This is a genomic window from Exobacillus caeni, assembly GCF_005747095.1.
Taxonomy (GTDB): domain Bacteria; phylum Bacillota; class Bacilli; order Bacillales; family Guptibacillaceae; genus Exobacillus; species Exobacillus caeni.
The window spans coordinates 18,999-34,888 of the sequence record NZ_SWLG01000028.1; the positions used below are offsets into that span (position 1 = coordinate 18,999).

Below are 15,890 nucleotides of genomic sequence, written 5' to 3' on the forward strand. Positions count from 1 at the left end.
AGAAATGGGTTGCAGGAGAGTAGGTGACATCTTGTCTAAGATTATAGCGATTGCGAATCAAAAAGGCGGCGTCGGCAAAACGACAACTTCCGTTAATTTGAGTGCCTGTCTGGCATACCTGGGGAAGAAAGTGCTGCTGGTAGACATTGATCCGCAAGGTAACGCAACAAGCGGTGTTGGGATTGAAAAAGGTGATATTAATCAGTGCATTTACGATATACTAGTTGAAGATACGGATGCTAGAGAAACGATACAGGAAACGATCGTAGAAAATCTATCTGTTATTCCGTCAACCATCCAGCTTGCAGGCGCAGAAATAGAACTTGTTCCGACAATTTCTCGTGAAGTTCGCCTGAAACGTGCACTTAAAAAAATCGAAAAAGACTTTGACTATATTATTATTGATTGCCCTCCTTCCCTCGGTTTACTGACAATAAACGCTTTAACCGCTTCAGATGCAGTAATTATCCCTGTTCAATGCGAGTATTATGCACTGGAAGGATTAAGCCAGCTGTTAAATACGGTTCGATTAGTCCAAAAGCATCTTAATACAGAACTAATGATTGAAGGAGTTCTGCTTACAATGCTCGATGCCCGTACCAATCTGGGGATCCAGGTGATCGAAGAGGTGAAAAAGTATTTCCAGGATAAAGTTTATAAAACGATTATTCCTCGAAATGTAAGATTAGGAGAAGCACCGAGTCATGGAAAGCCGATCATTGTATATGATCCAAAATCAAGAGGGGCTGAAGTATACTTAGAACTTGCAAAGGAAGTGGTTGCAAATGGCTAGCAGAGGGCTTGGAAAAGGGATAAGCGCTCTTTTTCCGTCGCAAAATGAGGATGATGCCATCAAGGAAGTAGCAGTGGCAAATCTGCGTCCTAATCCCTACCAACCGCGAAAAACATTTGACCCGGAAGGAATCCAGGAGTTAAAGAAATCGATAGCAGAACATGGAGTCCTTCAACCATTGATTGTTCGTAAAAGTATAAAAGGCTTTGAAATCGTTGCCGGGGAAAGAAGGTACCGTGCTTCTAAGGAAGCAGGATTAAAAGTAGTACCTGTCATTGTAAAAGAGCTTACAGATCAGCAAATGATGGAAATTGCACTTATTGAAAACCTTCAGCGGGAAAATTTAAATCCTATTGAAGAAGCGCAGGCATACCAGAAGTTAATGAAAGAAATCGGACTGACACAGGAGGAGCTTGCAAAAAGGCTTGGAAAGAGCAGGCCCCATCTTGCTAACTTCCTGAGACTACTGCAATTGCCTGAAGAAGTGCAAACACTAATTGCAGAAGGAAACCTTTCGATGGGGCATGGCAGGACTTTGCTTGGACTTAAGAAAAAGCAAAACGTGATGCTGGTCGTTGAAAAAGTACTAAAAGAAAAGTTGAACGTTCGCCAATTGGAACAGTTGATCACCAGGCTGAACGAAAATGTTCCACGTGAAACACAAAAGAAGGAAGACAAGAAAGATGTTTTTTTAAAGCAAAAAGAGACCGTATTACGGGATCGGTTCGGTACTGCTGTGTCGATTAAAAAGAATAAGAAAAAGGGAAGAATTGAAATCGAGTTTTTCTCACAGGATGATCTGGAACGTATTTTAGATATGCTAGAAGGTTAATTGTAGAACGCATGAAAGCGAGATATACTAAATAAAGCATAAACCGCTTGAAAAGGGTTTATGCTTTTTGTTCAATTCTCTTCCAAGATAGTTCCTTTTTTAGAGGATAGAGATAGATAGGAGGAAACCAATGATTTACTTTGACAATGCTGCTTCATCCTTTCCTAAACCTCCTGCAGTGTCAGAAGCGGTAATGGAAGCAATAACGGAATATGGAGCAAATCCTGGAAGAAGCGGGCATGCGCTTGCGACAAGAGCGGGAAATGTGATCAATCAAACAAGAAAAAAACTTGCTGGATTATTTGGGTTATCAGATCCGAACCATGTCGTTTTCGCCAATAATGCAACGGCTGCATTAAATCAGGGGATAAAAGGATTTCCTTTTACTAAAGGAGACCATGTACTAACGACCTCCTATGAACACAACTCTGTCAGAAGACCTCTTGAAGCACTGAAAAGGGAAAAGGGAATTGCTGTTTCTTATTTTAAGCCCGAGCAAAATGGGGATTTTGATATAGGCCAATTCGAAAAAGAAATTCTTCCTGAAACAAGGATGATCATTGCCAGCCATGCTTCCAATCTAACAGGGATGATCTTGCCTATTGAAGAAATAGGAGAACTGGCAAAAAAAAGAAACATACGTTTTTTAGTAGACGCTTCACAGTCTGCAGGAATATTGCCGATCCATATGGAGAAAATGCACATTGATCTTCTCGCATTTCCCGGCCACAAAGGGCTTCTTGGCCCTCAGGGAACAGGTGCGTTATTGATTGGCGGAACCATAGATTTAAACCCGCTTATCCATGGGGGGACAGGAGGGGCTTCAGAAGAAATCGGCCAGCCTGATGAAATGCCTGCCAGGTTTGAAAGCGGAACGTTAAATACTCCGGGGATCGCAGGGCTGTCTGCAGGTATCGATGAAGTAAACCGGCTTGGGATTCGCCAAATTTTTGGACACGAATGGGAGTTAACGAAGCGATTCATGGATGGGTTAGATATAATCGGGGGAATTACCTATTACGGTCCTGAAAAAAACGTTGAACGCACTTCGGTTGTTCCGTTTACCATCGAAGGTATCGATAGCCATGAAATAGCGATCATTCTTGACCAGCATTACCAAATGGCTGTAAGAGCAGGTTTGCATTGTTCGCCGATCGGACATGAATCAATCGGCACGATTGAGAAAGGTGCTGTTAGAGTAAGCTTTGGATTGTATAATACAACTGAAGAAGTCGAGAAGCTTTTACAAGCTATAGAAGAGATAAAAATCGGGTATCTTGGATAGGAGAAGCACATGATTTTATTGGGAACGATAGTTAACGGAGCTGCAATCATTATTGGAACATTAATCGGAAGTATATGTACAAGGATACCAGAAAATATGAAGACGACCGTGATCCATGGACTTTCTCTTGTCGTTGTGGTGATCGGCTTGCAGATGGCTATGAAAAGCGAGCAGTTTCTCATTGTTATCGGGAGCCTTATCCTCGGCGGGATTTTAGGAGAATATTGGCAGCTGGAAGAGCGGCTGAACGCACTTGGCCGTTGGATCGAAGTGAAGACTGGTGCAGCTGCAAGCAAAGGGAGTATCGCCCAGGCGTTCGTTACTGCTACACTTGTCTTTGTCGTCGGTGCATTAGCGATAGTCGGTGCACTGGACAGCGGGCTTAGAGGCGACCATGCTGTACTGTACACGAAATCGATGATCGATGGTTTTATGTCCGTGATGTTCACTGCGACGCTGGGCATAGGAGTTGCTTTTTCTGCCATTCCAGTTGTCGTATACCAGGGGTTGATCGTTTTATTCGCATCGCAGATTGACCGGTTCGTGCCTCAGGTTATTATGGACCAATTTATCGTAGAAATGACATCGACCGGCGGGATTTTAATCCTTGCGATCGGCCTTAACTTACTTGGATTAACAAAAATCAGGGTTGCTAACTTCCTTCCGAGTCTCTTCGTAACAGCAGCAATCGTAACTGCGGTCTTTTACTGGAACCAATGGAGTTTAATTTGAATACGCATCTGTTATGCCAGTCTGTTTCCTTTAAGGAGACAGACTTTTTTTACCGTATAAGACCGTCGTTGAAAAGTTTAAGAGTATAAATAAGGCAAACTGCGCCTCCGTCTTCCTCTAAGGCTTGATTTCGGCGAGTTTCCTTTAAGGCAGTTGCAGCAAGTCATCGCTGAATGAAGTTCTTAATGAACGCTTTGTGTTCGGTTCTACATTAGCTGGCCGCATTTTTTGGCTTGAAAGGGAAATCCCGTCAGCAATAAGGTCTGCCATTTTCATAACTAGATTCAGCCGGGTGTTTTGAAGCACAAAATATTCCATAAACCCGCTTACATTTACAATTCCAGTCATATGGATGTCTCCTACGGGCGGCAGTTCTTTCTTCACTCCTGCTCCCGGCTTCACAGGTCCGTCAGCCAAACAAACGACACCGACTGAACTTAAGCGGCCGAGACAGGCATCGATACCAATAATGAATGGCTTTGAATACGTTTGGTTTATTTGCTCCATCGTTTCTTGTAAATTCACGGCATGAACCGGTTGGTCCAGGGTTCCATAAACATCAAAGCTGGTATTTTTTTGCTTTAATTTTGAACCGATCAGTGGCCCCAACGCGTCTCCAGTTGAACGGTCTGTTCCAATGCAGACAACCACGAGAGGCTCTTCATGTGAAGAAGGGATCATTTCGTTTAACTTTTCGGAAAGCATTTTATCTGCAAAAGGTTCTTCATGATGAATACGGAATGTCGAAGGCTTTTTAGGAAAAAACTTGTCTCGAAGATTCATAGGATTCTCTCCTTTGTAATAGTAGTAACAGTATACGGAATAAATGTAGGTTCTATACATAAAGAGCTGAATTTACCTCGTAACCTGGATGATCAATAAGGAGGAGAGAGCATGTGGCAGGGCGGATTAAAATGGTTGTTTTTAATCATGGGAACGATGATTGGCGCCGGTTATGCTTCCGGAAGAGAACTCTGGCAATTTTTCGGCCAGGAAAGTGTACTGGCTATTGTTTTATTTACCGTTTTGTTTAGCATTTCTTGCTTTGTAATAATGAAAATAAGCTTTCAAAAGAAATCTGTTCATTATTTGCCGATCTTAGAAATGCTTGTCGGAAAAAAGCTAACTTCTTTATACGATTTGCTCATTATTTTGTACTTGTTTACTACAACGGTAGTCATGTTCGCCGGTGGTGGAGCAACCATCGAAGTATTGCACTTTCCGTACTGGATCGGTATAGGTGTGTTGGCATTTCTGGTGGTGATCCTATTTTTCTGGGATATAAATGGGATGCTGAACATGAATGCCTTTATTTTGCCAATGTTAATCTTCCTTCTGCTCCTGGTCCTCGGAGGTTTTATTTCGCATCATCAGGAATCCTTTTTTATCGATTGGCAGCATCAGGCGAACTGGCCCTCAGCCTTTACATTTACCGCATTAAATATTTTGCCGCTTGTGGCAGTTCTTTCAGCAATTGGACACGAAATAAAGAACGAAGGAGAGATATGGATCGCGAGTCTCGGAAGCGGATTGATTCTTGGTGCGATCTCCTTTTTATATAACCAGTCCCTTATACAGGTGGCCCATGAATTAATTGTTTATGAGATACCGCTCTTTGCTATATTGAAAAATTCATCATACTACATGGTTATTGTGATGTCCGTACTCTTATGGGCAGCGATCTATACGACAGCTGTGAGTGGCGTTTTTGGATTAACCGCACGTTTTAGAAACATGTTCCGTTTGCCGCTCTGGATGACAGCGTTGTTTATTGTCGCTTCGATGCTGCCTTTTACTAGTTTTGGTTTTTCAACGTTAGTCGCTTTCCTATACCCTTTATATGGCGTTCTTAACCTTTATATTTTAGCTTCTATCTTGATTTTCCCCCTCTTGAGAAGGTATGATTTGATATCATAGAGATTGACGTTTAGGAGGGATTGGATGGGGAAGCTAAACCGGCTCTGGGCAAAAATGTATGACGATTATCTTGCTAACACAGAGCTCTGGGTTGATTTATCCTTTTCAGCTTTAAAAATTATTGCCATTGTCATAGGAACATGGCTTTTTATAAAAATCGGCAAATCAATGTTGAACCGAATTTTTCACTTTCGGCTAAGAAGTCCTCTCCGGCTTGAAGAACGCCGTGAAGCCACATTGATCCGTTTGATTGAAAATGTGTTTACGTATGCAGTTTACTTTATTGCGTTTATTATGGTTCTAAGTGAGCTTGGTGTTGATGTCAGAACCTTGATCGCTGGTGCTGGAGTCGTCGGGCTTGCTGTCGGGTTCGGTGCGCAAAACCTTGTTCGCGATATCATTTCCGGATTTTTCATTATTTTTGAAAAGCAATTTTCAGTAGGCGACTATGTAAAAATTTCAAGTTTTGAAGGTTTTGTGGAAGAGATCGGGGTTCGGATTACAAAAATAAAAAGCTGGACAGGAGAGCTTCATATTATACCGAATGGAAGTATAGCAGAGGTTACGAACTTTTCTGTTCATAACAGTGTGGCAGTTGTAGATATTAGCATTGCCTATGAAGAAAATATTCCAGAAGCAGAAGAAGCGGTTGTGAAGCTCCTTGATGAACTGTACGAAAAGCATGAAGAGATGGTCGCAAAGCCTGAGTACCTTGGTGTCCAAACGCTTGGTGCTTCTGAAGTGGTAATGAGAATCACGGCGGAAGTTACTCCGATGGCACATTGGAAAATCGGACGTTTGATCAGAAAAGCAGTAAAGCTTCGTTTAGATGAACTTGGAATCGAAATACCATTCCCACGGCTTGTAATGTATCAGCGGGATGAAAATGGGAATAAAGAAATCAGCAAAGCAAGTGAGTAGTTTTCTATCATACCGGGTCAGGAGGAATACAGGTGGTTGAAAAAGAATTTGGATTAAAAGATGTCGTCGAAATGAAAAAAGCACATCCCTGCGGAACAAATGAATGGCAAATTATACGTATGGGAGCTGATATTCGTATTAAATGCCTGGGGTGTGAACATAGCGTCATGATGCCGAGAAAAGAGTTTTCCCGGAAACTGAAAAAAGTACTCGTCAAGCATGAAGAGTAAGCAAATTAAGTCGCCATAAGGCGGCTTTTTAAATTAACTTCTCCTACACCGATCACAAATCGGTGCCCTGTCCCCTAAAACGCTTGTCTTTTCCCCCCTTACTTACTATAATTGGGAAGGACTGTGTCCGTTTTAAACTAGGCTATGATTAATAATCTCCAGGGAATTTTTGTGATTTAAAAATTGGAACTACAAAGCGACATACCTTTGATCCCCCCTAAAAAGATAGATTCTTATTCATTTAAAAGCTTTGTCATGCTCGCATGTTAAAAGTTTTAAATGAATAAGGGCCGCGGGAGAGTAAAAATGCTAACTTCTAAATAATTTCCTAAGATTACTTAACGATATAAACTGAAGGAGTGACCGAGATGGCTTTAACCACCGGTATAGTAGGACTTCCTAACGTAGGGAAATCCACTTTATTCAATGCAATCACACAGGCGGGAGCTGAATCTGCGAACTACCCGTTCTGTACAATCGACCCCAACGTCGGAATCGTAGAAGTTCCCGATGAACGCCTTTACAAGCTGACAGAGCTTGTTAACCCGAAGAAAACCGTCCCAACAGCTTTCGAATTCACTGATATCGCTGGAATCGTAAAGGGAGCGAGCAAAGGCGAAGGGCTTGGAAACAAATTCTTGTCCCATATTCGCCAGGTTGATGCTATCTCACATGTTGTTCGCTGCTTTGAAGATGAAAACATCACCCACGTTTCAGGTAAAGTAGATCCGATTGAAGACATTGAAACGATTAACCTTGAGTTAGTTCTTGCTGACCTTGAAACCGTGGACAAGCGCATTCAGCGTGTTGAAAAGATGGCAAAGCAAAAAGACAAAGCATCTCTGGCAGAATTTGAAGTGTTGAAAAAGGTGAAGGAAGTGCTTGAAGCAGAAAAATCTGCAAGAAGCCTTGATTTAACCGAGGATGAGAAGAAAATTATCCACGGCCTTCATTTATTAACGATGAAACCTGTTTTATATGTAGCCAACGTTAGTGAAGATGATCTGCTCGATCCTGCTGGAAACGAGTACGTGCAGCGTGTACGAGAATATGCTGCTGAAGAAAATGCGGAAGTTATCGTAATTTGTGCTAAAATCGAATCCGAAATCGCTGAGCTTGATGGAGAAGAGAAGAAAGCGTTCTTAGAAGAAATCGGTATCGAGGAGCCAGGGCTTGACAAGCTGATCCGTGCCGCATATAAGCTGCTTGGCCTAGCTACTTATTTTACGGCGGGTGTTCAGGAAGTCAGAGCATGGACGTTCCGCCAGGGAATGAAAGCACCACAGGCTGCGGGAATTATCCATACTGATTTTGAAAGAGGTTTTATCCGCGCAGAAATTGTTGCTTATGAAGATTTGATGGAAGCTGGTTCCATGGCAGCTGCAAAAGAAAAAGGGAAAGTTCGCCTGGAAGGAAAAGACTACGTCGTTCAAGACGGCGATGTAATCCATTTCCGTTTTAACGTTTAATTGATAGGACTTGTTTTTTTATAATAGTTTTGGTATAATCTTTATCTGTGAGTAATTAGGTAATAAACTACAATTACTCCTTGCTCCTGTTTTGGACAGGGGCCGTTAGACCAAAAGGAGGTGAACGGAATGCGTAACTACGAAATCATGTACATTATCCGTCCAAACATTGAGGAGGATGCTCAAAAAGCGCTAGTTGAGCGTTTTAACGGTATCTTAACTGACAATGGTGCGGAGATTAATGAAACAAAAGAGATGGGCAAACGCCGTCTTGCTTACGAAATCAACGATTTCAACAGTGGAATCTACATGGTTCTTAACATCAACAGTAACAACGAAGCGATTGAAGAATTCAGTCGTCTTATGAAGATTAACGACGATGTTCTACGTTTCATGGTTGTTAACCTTGAAGATGAAAAAATCAACAATAAATAATAGATATAATTATTAATGGGAGGGGTTCTGATGCTTAATCGCGTTGTTCTCGTAGGACGTTTAACAAGAGATCCGGAGCTGCGTTATACCCCGAATGGTGTTGCTGTAGCTAACTTCACTCTGGCGGTCAACCGCCCGTTTACGAATCAACAGGGTGACCGTGAAGCGGACTTCATCAATATTGTCGTGTGGCGCAGACAGGCTGAAAATGCTGCCAATTTCCTGAAAAAAGGAAGCCTTGCAGGCGTGGATGGCCGTGTGCAAACACGCTCATATGAAAATAATCAGGGACAAAAGGTTTTTGTAACTGAAGTTATGGCTGAAAGTGTTCAATTCCTTGAGCCTAAGAACGGCGGACAAGGAGGCGGCAATTTCGGAGGTCCTTCAAGAGACAACAACGATTATCAGGGCCAAAACCAAAATCGAAATCAAAATCAAGGCAGAAAATCCGATTTTTCCAACTTCGATGACGATCCATTCGCAAGTGACGGAAAACCTATCGATATTTCTGACGACGATTTACCATTCTAATAAAGCTGTTTTTTAACGGTTATAAACAGCAAATAATAAGAAGGAGGGAAAATCATGGCACGTCAAGGACGCAGAGGACGTCGTCGTAAGGTTTGTTTCTTCACAGTAAACAAAATCACTTACATCGACTACAAAGATGTTGATCTACTAAGACGTTTCGTTTCTGAGCGTGGGAAAATTCTTCCTCGCCGTGTAACAGGAACAAGCGCTAAATACCAACGTCAATTGACTAGAGCGATCAAACGCGCTCGTCAAATGGCATTGCTTCCATATGCAAGCGGTGAATAATAGAGAAACAGCAGGTTATCAGCCTGCTGTTTTTTATGTGCCTTTTTCGGCCTTAAAAGGATCTTTTTCTCCCTTTTCCCACATTAGTTCTTTTCCAGAATAAGTGTTTGCTTTCATCATCTTTCCCGTAAAAGGATTATGAACTTGTTGTATGATTTGTTTTTCTTCGTTGTTTTTCATGATTGCCTGCCTCACTTTTTATTGACTGTTTTCTTTTACTGTTTAATAAAGGGATGTCATTACCAGCAATTATTTTGAGGTCACCAGACCCGCTATTTTTAATAAAAGGCCATTTTTAAAAATTTATAGGACATTGGTGCCGCTATTTACCGGTAAAACGCCTGTTTTGATTCGCTATTGAGCAAATAGCGGAACATATGGCCTTAATATTTTCAAAAGCAGGATATTTTCACAAATAGAGGATTCAATGACCTATAATTCCTAATCCTGGAATTCCAGGCATCATGCAGTGCCTGAGTTTCCACACTCCTCAAGCGAGTTCCTGATATCTTTTATACACAAGGTGTCTTACTTTCCACTTCAATCAACTCTTTCTCAGAAGTACCTTGAAAACATCAAAAACAACAATCTTTTAGAAAGGAACTTTTCCATTTTAGTATTGGCAATAGTGCAGTGTTAATTCCATTCAGGTTTAGACGTTAAAATTTACCGGTTATGGTTAGAGGACGAGCGTTGCACAATAGTTAATGAAATACTCCAGGGAGGCATCAAAACATGAGAAAAAGAAAAGGGCAGCGAAATGCTGCAATAACAAACAATAATACTCCGACGGAAAGCCTGCCGGATGTAGAGGAAGAATATACAAGAAGCAACCATAACCGGCCTAAATACGGACCGGGATCAAAGAGTTAATGTAAAGAGGAACGTCTTTCGTTTCTCTTTTTTAAAGTTTTAACCCTGTTGGCACATAATTTCCCGCTTGGGAATAACTTCCATGTTTATGGCTGCTTCATCCGAGGTAAATAGAAACCATAACAATAACGGAACAGACATAACCAGGGAGGAACGAAAAATGAAAAAGATTGAATCACAGAACATAACCATTTCAAATGAGTTCACAATTAATCAGTTAACAAGCTTTGTTAAAAAAGCAAAAACATTTAAAAGCAATATTTTAATTTATAAAAATGGCCAGCATATCGATGGCAAAAAACTAACGAATTTAATTTCCTTCTATTTGACGATTAAATCTCAAAATTCAGTTCTTCTAGTAGCTGAAGGTTCAGACGCAAAGGAAGCTATAAATTCTCTGACGGAAAAGCTAGAAGGAACGGAAGCAAAAGTCCCAGGCAACCTAACATTTTCATAAACCATATTGCAACCTCGCCAGTCGGCGGGGGTTCTTTATGTTTTTTCATCCGATTTACATATTTACTGAATGAAGATCAAATTCTCTTTACCGTAAAAATAAATTAAATTCAAACTAATGAAACATTTGCTGTTAGGCTAAGAAACTCATAAAATAGTAAGATAAGCAAAATAAAACCATTCAAAGGCGGAAGAATTCCAGGGCTTTGTTATAGAAAAAATTATGAAATTGAACGGTAAGGATGGTTAGAAGTGAGAAATGATCGATTAAGGCAATTGACGGAAGGGGCAGTACTGGCAGCGATCTATGCCGTGTTCCTGGTTATTACCCTGTACATTCCGGTACTTGGTACGTTAACATTATGGCTGCTTCCTCTTCCATTTATTTTAATGGTTGTTCGCCGGGGCATTAACAGTGGAATTTTCCTCTGGTTTGTTACATTAGCGCTCACTATGATCGTAGGCGGAATTATTTCTTTGCCAGGAACAATCATGTTTGGTACCGGGGGACTTGTCACAGGATATCTATATAGCAAAAGAAAGCCTGCATTTTTAATCCTTCTTGGCGGAAGCTTAACTTATATTGCGAATGTCGTTGTTGTTTTTATTGCAAGTGTTTTATTTTTTGATATAAACCCGCTTAATGAAGGCCAGAAATTGATGGAAGAGTCGATTCGACAGGCTGCATCGATTTCAAAAATGCTTGGGCAAAATAATACAGAACAAATGAACATGATGCTGGATATGACTAGATTAATTCAATATTTAGCTCCTACTTTTTTTGTTCTGATGGGAATTGTGCTGGCTTTAATCTCTCAAATCATTGCCACTGCTGTGTTGAGGCGTTTTAGGTTCCAGCCTCCAGAGTGGAAGCCATTCCGTGAGTGGACATTTCCGAAGAGCTTTTTGTGGTATTATTTAGGTGTTACGATTTTAATGATGGCAGGGCTTGAAGAAGGGTCGATGGTATATATTGCAACAATAAACCTTTATTATCTTCTTCAGGTTTTTATAGCTGTTCAGGGACTGGCCGTTATTTTTTACTTTAGTTATGCTAAGAATTGGCCAAAGATTGTTCCTGTCATCCTCTCAGTATTTGCTTTAATCTTTGTTTCCCTTGTTGTTATATTAGGTATAATTGACTTAGGATTTAATTTAAGAAAGCGGATGAAAACTTAACTAGGAGCTGAAAATATGCCAGAGTTTTTGACAAAACGGTGGCATGGTTATCATGTGATAGCCCTGTTTGTCATCTCCATTCTCTTTATTGGAATCATAGCGTATTATAATTGGATTCTGGGAATAGCCAGTGTCGTGATCATGACACTGCTTGTTTACAATGCAGTTAGGGCTGAGTCAGCTTTTCAAGAAGATGTGAAAGGTTATTTATCTACTCTTTCCCATCGTGTTCGAAAAGTGGGCGATGAAGCGCTGATGGAGATGCCCATTGGAATCATTTTATATGATGAAGATTGCAGAGTGGAATGGACCAATCCGTATATGCCTCACGTTATTGGTGAAGAGCCGTTAATCGGACAGTCGCTGAACTTTATTTCGGACAAAATTATTCCTTTTATAAAGGCGGAAGCCGATCGGGAGATTATCCCTATCAATAAAAGGAAATACCTGGTGCATTTTAAACAGGAAGAAAGATTGTTATACTTTTTTGATGTAAGTGAAAAAGTTGAGCTTGAAAAACAGTACCGTGATGAGCAGACTGTGTTAGCTTTCATTTTTCTAGACAATTATGATGAGGTGACACAGGGGCTTGGTGACCAGGTTCGAAGCAACATTAACAGCCAGGTGACATCGATGTTAAACAGATGGGCGGAGGAAAATGGAATTTTCCTTAAACGAAGTTCTTCAGAACGGTTTTTTGCTGTTTTCAACCAGGCTACTTTATCAGAATTAGAAAAAACAAAGTTCTCTGTACTGGATGAAGTTCGTGATATGACATCCAAAGAGAACGTGCCGTTGACATTAAGCATCGGTGTCGGAAGCGGACATGCATCGCTTCCAGAATTAGGGCAGTTGGCACAGTCAAGCCTGGATCTTGCACTTGGACGAGGCGGAGACCAGGTCGCAATAAAGCAGATGAATGGAAAAGTAAAGTTTTATGGCGGAAAAACAAACCCAATCGAAAAAAGAACAAGGGTAAGAGCCAGAGTGATTTCCCATGCGCTTCGTGAGTTAGTCCTTGATAGCGACCAGGTGATGATTATGGGACATGCCCATCCTGACATGGATTCCATCGGTGCAGCCATTGGGATTTTAAAAGTTGCTCAGGCAAATGGAAAAGAAGGGTTCGTCGTTTTTGATCAGAACCAAAAGACAACCGGTGTAACAAAGCTAATTGAACAGGTTCAACAAAACGAGCATCTATGGGCAAGGTTTATCGATCCAGACGATGCACTTGAAAACAGCACCCACAACACGCTGCTTGTTGTGGTAGATACCCATAAACCTTCTCTCGTTATGGATGATAGGCTGCTGAATAAGCTTGATCGTGTAGTCGTGATCGACCATCATAGAAGGGCTGAAGAATTTATAGAGGATCCTGTGCTTGTTTATATGGAACCTTATGCATCCTCTACCGCCGAACTAGTCACAGAGCTGTTCGAATACCAGCCGAAGCGTTTGAAAATGGATATTTTAGAAGCAACAGCTTTGTTAGCCGGAATCATTGTGGATACAAAAAGCTTTACGCTTCGCACAGGCTCAAGAACCTTTGATGCTGCATCATACCTGCGGGCCCATGGAGCGGATACGATATTAGTACAGGAATTTTTGCGTGAAGATATAAGGCAGTACATTCGCCGTTCTAAAATCATTGAAAATGCCAGGATATATAAAAGTGGTATTTGCATAGCAAAAGGAGATCCAACAGAAGCATACGACCAGGTGATGATTGCTCAGGCTGCAGATACGCTCCTTTCTATGAGCGGAGTGGTTGCCTCGTTCGTGATCTCAAAACGGAAAGACGGGAAAATCAGCATTAGTGCCCGTTCCCTTGGTGAAGTTAATGTTCAGCTGATCATGGAAGGACTCCATGGAGGCGGACATTTAACAAATGCTGCTACTCAGATAGAAGATGCTACAATAGAAGAAGCAGAAAATATGCTAAAAGGGACCATTGATGAGTATTTAGAAGGGGGAAAAGAAGCATGAAAGTAATTTTTCTTCAAGATGTTAAAGGAAAAGGAAAAAAAGGGGAAGTAAAGAACGTTGCTGATGGGTATGCAAGAAACCACTTGCTGCCGAACAACCTTGCTGTAGAAGCGAATAAGGGAAATGTAAAAACGCTTGAAGCCAAAAAGCGCAGCGATGATAAGAAAGCTGAAGAAGAACTGAACGAAGCAAAAAAATTAAAAGAGGAAATTGAGAGCCTTGAAGTTAACATTCCTCAAAAGTCCGGGGAAGGCGGCCGCCTTTTCGGATCTGTAACAAGCAAAAATATTGCGGAAGCTTTGAAAAAGAAAAAAATTAAAATCGATAAGAGAAAAATAGAATTAGCTGAACCGATCCGTTCACTGGGTTATACGAATGTTCCAATCAAATTACATCCAGAAGTTACAGCAACAGTTAAAGTTCACGTCGTTGAAGGCAAATAACGAATGAGCGGTTGGACCAGCGAAACATTAAACTCAGGGGGAACAAAACATGAGTGATATATTTGCTGATCGAACACCACCGTCTAATATAGAAGCAGAACAAGCCGTTATCGGTGCGATCTTTTTAGAGCCAGATGCATTGACCTCGGCAACTGAAATTCTCCAGCCTGAAGATTTTTACCGGGCATCCCACCAGAGGATTTTCCAGGTGATGGTTGAGCTTTCTGAAAAGGGGGAGCCGATTGACCTTGTTACGGTAACATCAGAACTGCAAGACCGAAAGCTATTGGAGGAAATCGGAGGGGTTTCCTATTTAAGTGATGTTGCAAATGCTGTCCCGACAGCGGCAAACATCGAGTATTACAGCAAAATTGTCGAAGAAAAATCGATTTTAAGGCGCCTGATCAGAACTGCAACAGAAATTGCTACTGATGGTTACACGAAAGAAGATGAAGTAGAAACCCTTCTTTCCGAAGCTGAAAAGTCGATTATGGAAGTGGCACAGCGGAAAAACACCGGCGCCTTTATCTCGATTAAGGATGTGCTTGTTCAAACCTACGATAACATTGAAATGTTAGTAAACAACCAGGGGGAAGTTACCGGCATTCCGACGGGTTTCTCTGAGCTCGACCGGATGACGGCTGGCTTTCAGCGAAATGACCTTATCATAGTAGCGGCCCGTCCTTCGGTTGGTAAGACGGCGTTTGCTTTGAATATTGCTCAGAACGTAGCAACAAAAACGGATGAAAATGTCGCGATTTTCAGCCTTGAGATGGGAGCCGACCAGCTTGTAATGCGTATGCTGTGCGCTGAAGGCAACATCGATGCCCAGCGTTTAAGAACAGGAAGGCTTACTCCTGAAGATTGGCAGAAGCTTACGATGGCGATGGGCTCCTTATCCAATGCAGGAATCTATATCGACGACACACCAGGAATAAGAGTTAATGATATACGGGCAAAGTGCCGGAGATTAAAACAGGAAAAAGGGCTTGGCATGATTTTGATTGACTATATGCAGCTTATTCGAGGAAACGGAAGCACGGAAAGTCGCCAGCAGGAGGTTTCCGAGATTTCCCGTTCCCTAAAAGGGATCGCAAGGGAGCTTGAGGTTCCTGTTATTTCCCTGTCACAGCTGTCACGTGGTGTAGAATCACGGCAGGACAAGCGCCCGATGATGTCCGACATCCGTGAATCGGGAAGTATTGAGCAGGATGCCGATATCGTTGCATTCCTATACCGTGATGACTATTACGATAAAGAAAGTGAAGCGAAGAACATTATAGAAATCATTATTGCGAAGCAGCGTAACGGTCCGGTTGGAACTGTCGAACTAGCATTTGTAAAAGAGTTTAATAAATTCGTTAACCTGGAGCGGCGCCACGATGAAAGTGAGATGCCGCCTGGAGCATAAAAAGAGTCCATCAGGTACCGACCCCCGAAAGTTAGAGTAATAAATCTAACTTTCGGGGGTGTTTTTATGGCCAAATATAGTGAGGAATTTAAAATAAAACTTGTCA

Annotated in this window: 19 protein-coding genes; 17 read left to right on the forward strand and 2 right to left on the reverse strand. The window is 41.6% G+C overall.

What is annotated here, in order from left to right:
- The first annotated feature begins 31 nt into the window (after nt 1–31).
- From FCL54_RS22080 to FCL54_RS22095, 4 genes are all read left to right on the forward strand, one after another.
- Nucleotides 32–793 carry a ParA family protein gene (locus FCL54_RS22080; protein WP_138129411.1) on the forward strand — a complete coding sequence of 254 codons (762 nt, stop codon included), beginning with the start codon at nt 32–34 and terminating at the stop codon, nt 791–793.
- Nucleotides 786–1,625, forward strand: a complete 840-nt coding sequence (locus tag FCL54_RS22085; protein WP_138129413.1) for a ParB/RepB/Spo0J family partition protein — start codon at nt 786–788, stop codon at nt 1,623–1,625. The genes FCL54_RS22080 and FCL54_RS22085 overlap by 8 nt, the downstream gene beginning before the upstream one ends.
- A gap of 130 nt (nt 1,626–1,755) precedes the next feature.
- Complete coding sequence (locus tag FCL54_RS22090) at nt 1,756–2,910, forward strand: aminotransferase class V-fold PLP-dependent enzyme (RefSeq protein ID WP_138129415.1); 1,155 nt, start codon at nt 1,756–1,758, stop codon at nt 2,908–2,910.
- Nucleotides 2,911–2,919: 9 nt separating this feature from the next.
- Nucleotides 2,920–3,642, forward strand: coding sequence for a DUF554 domain-containing protein (locus FCL54_RS22095; protein ID WP_138129417.1), 723 nt, complete (start codon nt 2,920–2,922; stop codon nt 3,640–3,642).
- Nucleotides 3,643–3,786: 144 nt separating this feature from the next.
- Here FCL54_RS22095 and yyaC read toward each other — a convergent pair whose 3' ends face one another.
- Nucleotides 3,787–4,425 carry a spore protease YyaC gene (gene yyaC / locus FCL54_RS22100; RefSeq protein WP_138129419.1) on the reverse strand — a complete coding sequence of 213 codons (639 nt, stop codon included), beginning with the start codon at nt 4,423–4,425 and terminating at the stop codon, nt 3,787–3,789.
- Between the two features lie 111 nt (nt 4,426–4,536).
- Between yyaC and FCL54_RS22105 the strand changes: the two genes are divergently transcribed.
- From FCL54_RS22105 to rpsR, 7 genes are all read left to right on the forward strand, one after another.
- Nucleotides 4,537–5,559 (forward strand): YkvI family membrane protein, encoded by a 1,023-nt coding sequence (locus FCL54_RS22105; RefSeq protein ID WP_138129421.1) that lies wholly within the window; start codon nt 4,537–4,539, stop codon nt 5,557–5,559.
- A gap of 24 nt (nt 5,560–5,583) precedes the next feature.
- Nucleotides 5,584–6,480, forward strand: a complete 897-nt coding sequence (locus FCL54_RS22110) for a mechanosensitive ion channel family protein (RefSeq protein ID WP_138129423.1) — start codon at nt 5,584–5,586, stop codon at nt 6,478–6,480.
- Nucleotides 6,481–6,512: 32 nt separating this feature from the next.
- The gene (locus tag FCL54_RS22115; RefSeq protein WP_138129424.1) at nt 6,513–6,710 is read left to right on the forward strand and encodes a DUF951 domain-containing protein; all 198 of its coding nucleotides are present in this window, start codon (nt 6,513–6,515) and stop codon (nt 6,708–6,710) included.
- A 368-nt stretch (nt 6,711–7,078) separates the two neighbouring features.
- Nucleotides 7,079–8,179 carry a redox-regulated ATPase YchF gene (gene ychF, locus FCL54_RS22120; RefSeq protein WP_138129426.1) on the forward strand — a complete coding sequence of 367 codons (1,101 nt, stop codon included), beginning with the start codon at nt 7,079–7,081 and terminating at the stop codon, nt 8,177–8,179.
- Between the two features lie 129 nt (nt 8,180–8,308).
- Nucleotides 8,309–8,614 carry a 30S ribosomal protein S6 gene (gene rpsF, locus FCL54_RS22125; RefSeq protein ID WP_138129428.1) on the forward strand — a complete coding sequence of 102 codons (306 nt, stop codon included), beginning with the start codon at nt 8,309–8,311 and terminating at the stop codon, nt 8,612–8,614.
- Nucleotides 8,615–8,644: 30 nt separating this feature from the next.
- On the forward strand, nt 8,645–9,145 hold the full coding sequence (ssb, locus tag FCL54_RS22130; RefSeq protein WP_138129430.1) for a single-stranded DNA-binding protein: 501 nt from the start codon (nt 8,645–8,647) through the stop codon (nt 9,143–9,145).
- A 54-nt stretch (nt 9,146–9,199) separates the two neighbouring features.
- Nucleotides 9,200–9,433: a 30S ribosomal protein S18 gene (rpsR, locus tag FCL54_RS22135; protein ID WP_138129432.1), complete on the forward strand. Its 234-nt coding sequence runs from the start codon at nt 9,200–9,202 to the stop codon at nt 9,431–9,433.
- Nucleotides 9,434–9,466: 33 nt separating this feature from the next.
- Here the strand turns inward: rpsR and FCL54_RS24190 are convergent, their stop codons facing one another.
- Nucleotides 9,467–9,613 carry a hypothetical protein gene (locus FCL54_RS24190; protein WP_171016975.1) on the reverse strand — a complete coding sequence of 49 codons (147 nt, stop codon included), beginning with the start codon at nt 9,611–9,613 and terminating at the stop codon, nt 9,467–9,469.
- 555 nt (nt 9,614–10,168) lie between these two features.
- On the opposite strand from FCL54_RS24190, the gene FCL54_RS24195 reads away from it, so the two are divergent.
- The 6 genes from FCL54_RS24195 (at nt 10,169) to dnaB (ending at nt 15,784) form a co-directional block, all read left to right on the forward strand.
- Nucleotides 10,169–10,306, forward strand: coding sequence for a hypothetical protein (locus tag FCL54_RS24195; RefSeq protein WP_171016976.1), 138 nt, complete (start codon nt 10,169–10,171; stop codon nt 10,304–10,306).
- A 160-nt stretch (nt 10,307–10,466) separates the two neighbouring features.
- Nucleotides 10,467–10,763 carry an HPr family phosphocarrier protein gene (locus tag FCL54_RS22140; RefSeq protein WP_171016977.1) on the forward strand — a complete coding sequence of 99 codons (297 nt, stop codon included), beginning with the start codon at nt 10,467–10,469 and terminating at the stop codon, nt 10,761–10,763.
- Nucleotides 10,764–11,014: 251 nt separating this feature from the next.
- Nucleotides 11,015–11,941, forward strand: coding sequence for a YybS family protein (locus tag FCL54_RS22145; RefSeq protein ID WP_138129436.1), 927 nt, complete (start codon nt 11,015–11,017; stop codon nt 11,939–11,941).
- Nucleotides 11,942–11,956: 15 nt separating this feature from the next.
- On the forward strand, nt 11,957–13,930 hold the full coding sequence (locus tag FCL54_RS22150; RefSeq protein WP_138129438.1) for a DHH family phosphoesterase: 1,974 nt from the start codon (nt 11,957–11,959) through the stop codon (nt 13,928–13,930).
- Nucleotides 13,927–14,373, forward strand: coding sequence for a 50S ribosomal protein L9 (gene rplI / locus FCL54_RS22155; RefSeq protein WP_138129440.1), 447 nt, complete (start codon nt 13,927–13,929; stop codon nt 14,371–14,373). The genes FCL54_RS22150 and rplI overlap by 4 nt, the downstream gene beginning before the upstream one ends.
- A 49-nt stretch (nt 14,374–14,422) precedes the next feature.
- Nucleotides 14,423–15,784 (forward strand): replicative DNA helicase, encoded by a 1,362-nt coding sequence (gene dnaB, locus FCL54_RS22160; RefSeq protein WP_138129442.1) that lies wholly within the window; start codon nt 14,423–14,425, stop codon nt 15,782–15,784.
- Nucleotides 15,785–15,890 lie beyond the last annotated feature (106 nt).

Bases quoted from the DNA above. Each gene is read 5' to 3' on its own strand.
- FCL54_RS22150 (WP_138129438.1), top strand. From the start codon at position 11,957: ATGCCAGAGTTTTTGACAAAACGGTGGCATGGTTATCATGTGATAGCC.
- FCL54_RS22110 (WP_138129423.1), top strand. From the start codon at position 5,584: ATGGGGAAGCTAAACCGGCTCTGGGCAAAAATGTATGACGATTATCTT.
- FCL54_RS22095 (WP_138129417.1), top strand. From the start codon at position 2,920: ATGATTTTATTGGGAACGATAGTTAACGGAGCTGCAATCATTATTGGA.
- FCL54_RS24190 (WP_171016975.1), bottom strand. From the start codon at position 9,613: ATGAAAAACAACGAAGAAAAACAAATCATACAACAAGTTCATAATCCT.
- FCL54_RS22090 (WP_138129415.1), top strand. From the start codon at position 1,756: ATGATTTACTTTGACAATGCTGCTTCATCCTTTCCTAAACCTCCTGCA.
- rpsR (WP_138129432.1), top strand. From the start codon at position 9,200: ATGGCACGTCAAGGACGCAGAGGACGTCGTCGTAAGGTTTGTTTCTTC.
- FCL54_RS22105 (WP_138129421.1), top strand. From the start codon at position 4,537: ATGTGGCAGGGCGGATTAAAATGGTTGTTTTTAATCATGGGAACGATG.
- FCL54_RS22085 (WP_138129413.1), top strand. From the start codon at position 786: ATGGCTAGCAGAGGGCTTGGAAAAGGGATAAGCGCTCTTTTTCCGTCG.
- dnaB (WP_138129442.1), top strand. From the start codon at position 14,423: ATGAGTGATATATTTGCTGATCGAACACCACCGTCTAATATAGAAGCA.
- rplI (WP_138129440.1), top strand. From the start codon at position 13,927: ATGAAAGTAATTTTTCTTCAAGATGTTAAAGGAAAAGGAAAAAAAGGG.
- rpsF (WP_138129428.1), top strand. From the start codon at position 8,309: ATGCGTAACTACGAAATCATGTACATTATCCGTCCAAACATTGAGGAG.
- ychF (WP_138129426.1), top strand. From the start codon at position 7,079: ATGGCTTTAACCACCGGTATAGTAGGACTTCCTAACGTAGGGAAATCC.
- FCL54_RS24195 (WP_171016976.1), top strand. From the start codon at position 10,169: ATGAGAAAAAGAAAAGGGCAGCGAAATGCTGCAATAACAAACAATAAT.
- FCL54_RS22140 (WP_171016977.1), top strand. From the start codon at position 10,467: ATGAAAAAGATTGAATCACAGAACATAACCATTTCAAATGAGTTCACA.
- yyaC (WP_138129419.1), bottom strand. From the start codon at position 4,425: ATGAATCTTCGAGACAAGTTTTTTCCTAAAAAGCCTTCGACATTCCGT.
- ssb (WP_138129430.1), top strand. From the start codon at position 8,645: ATGCTTAATCGCGTTGTTCTCGTAGGACGTTTAACAAGAGATCCGGAG.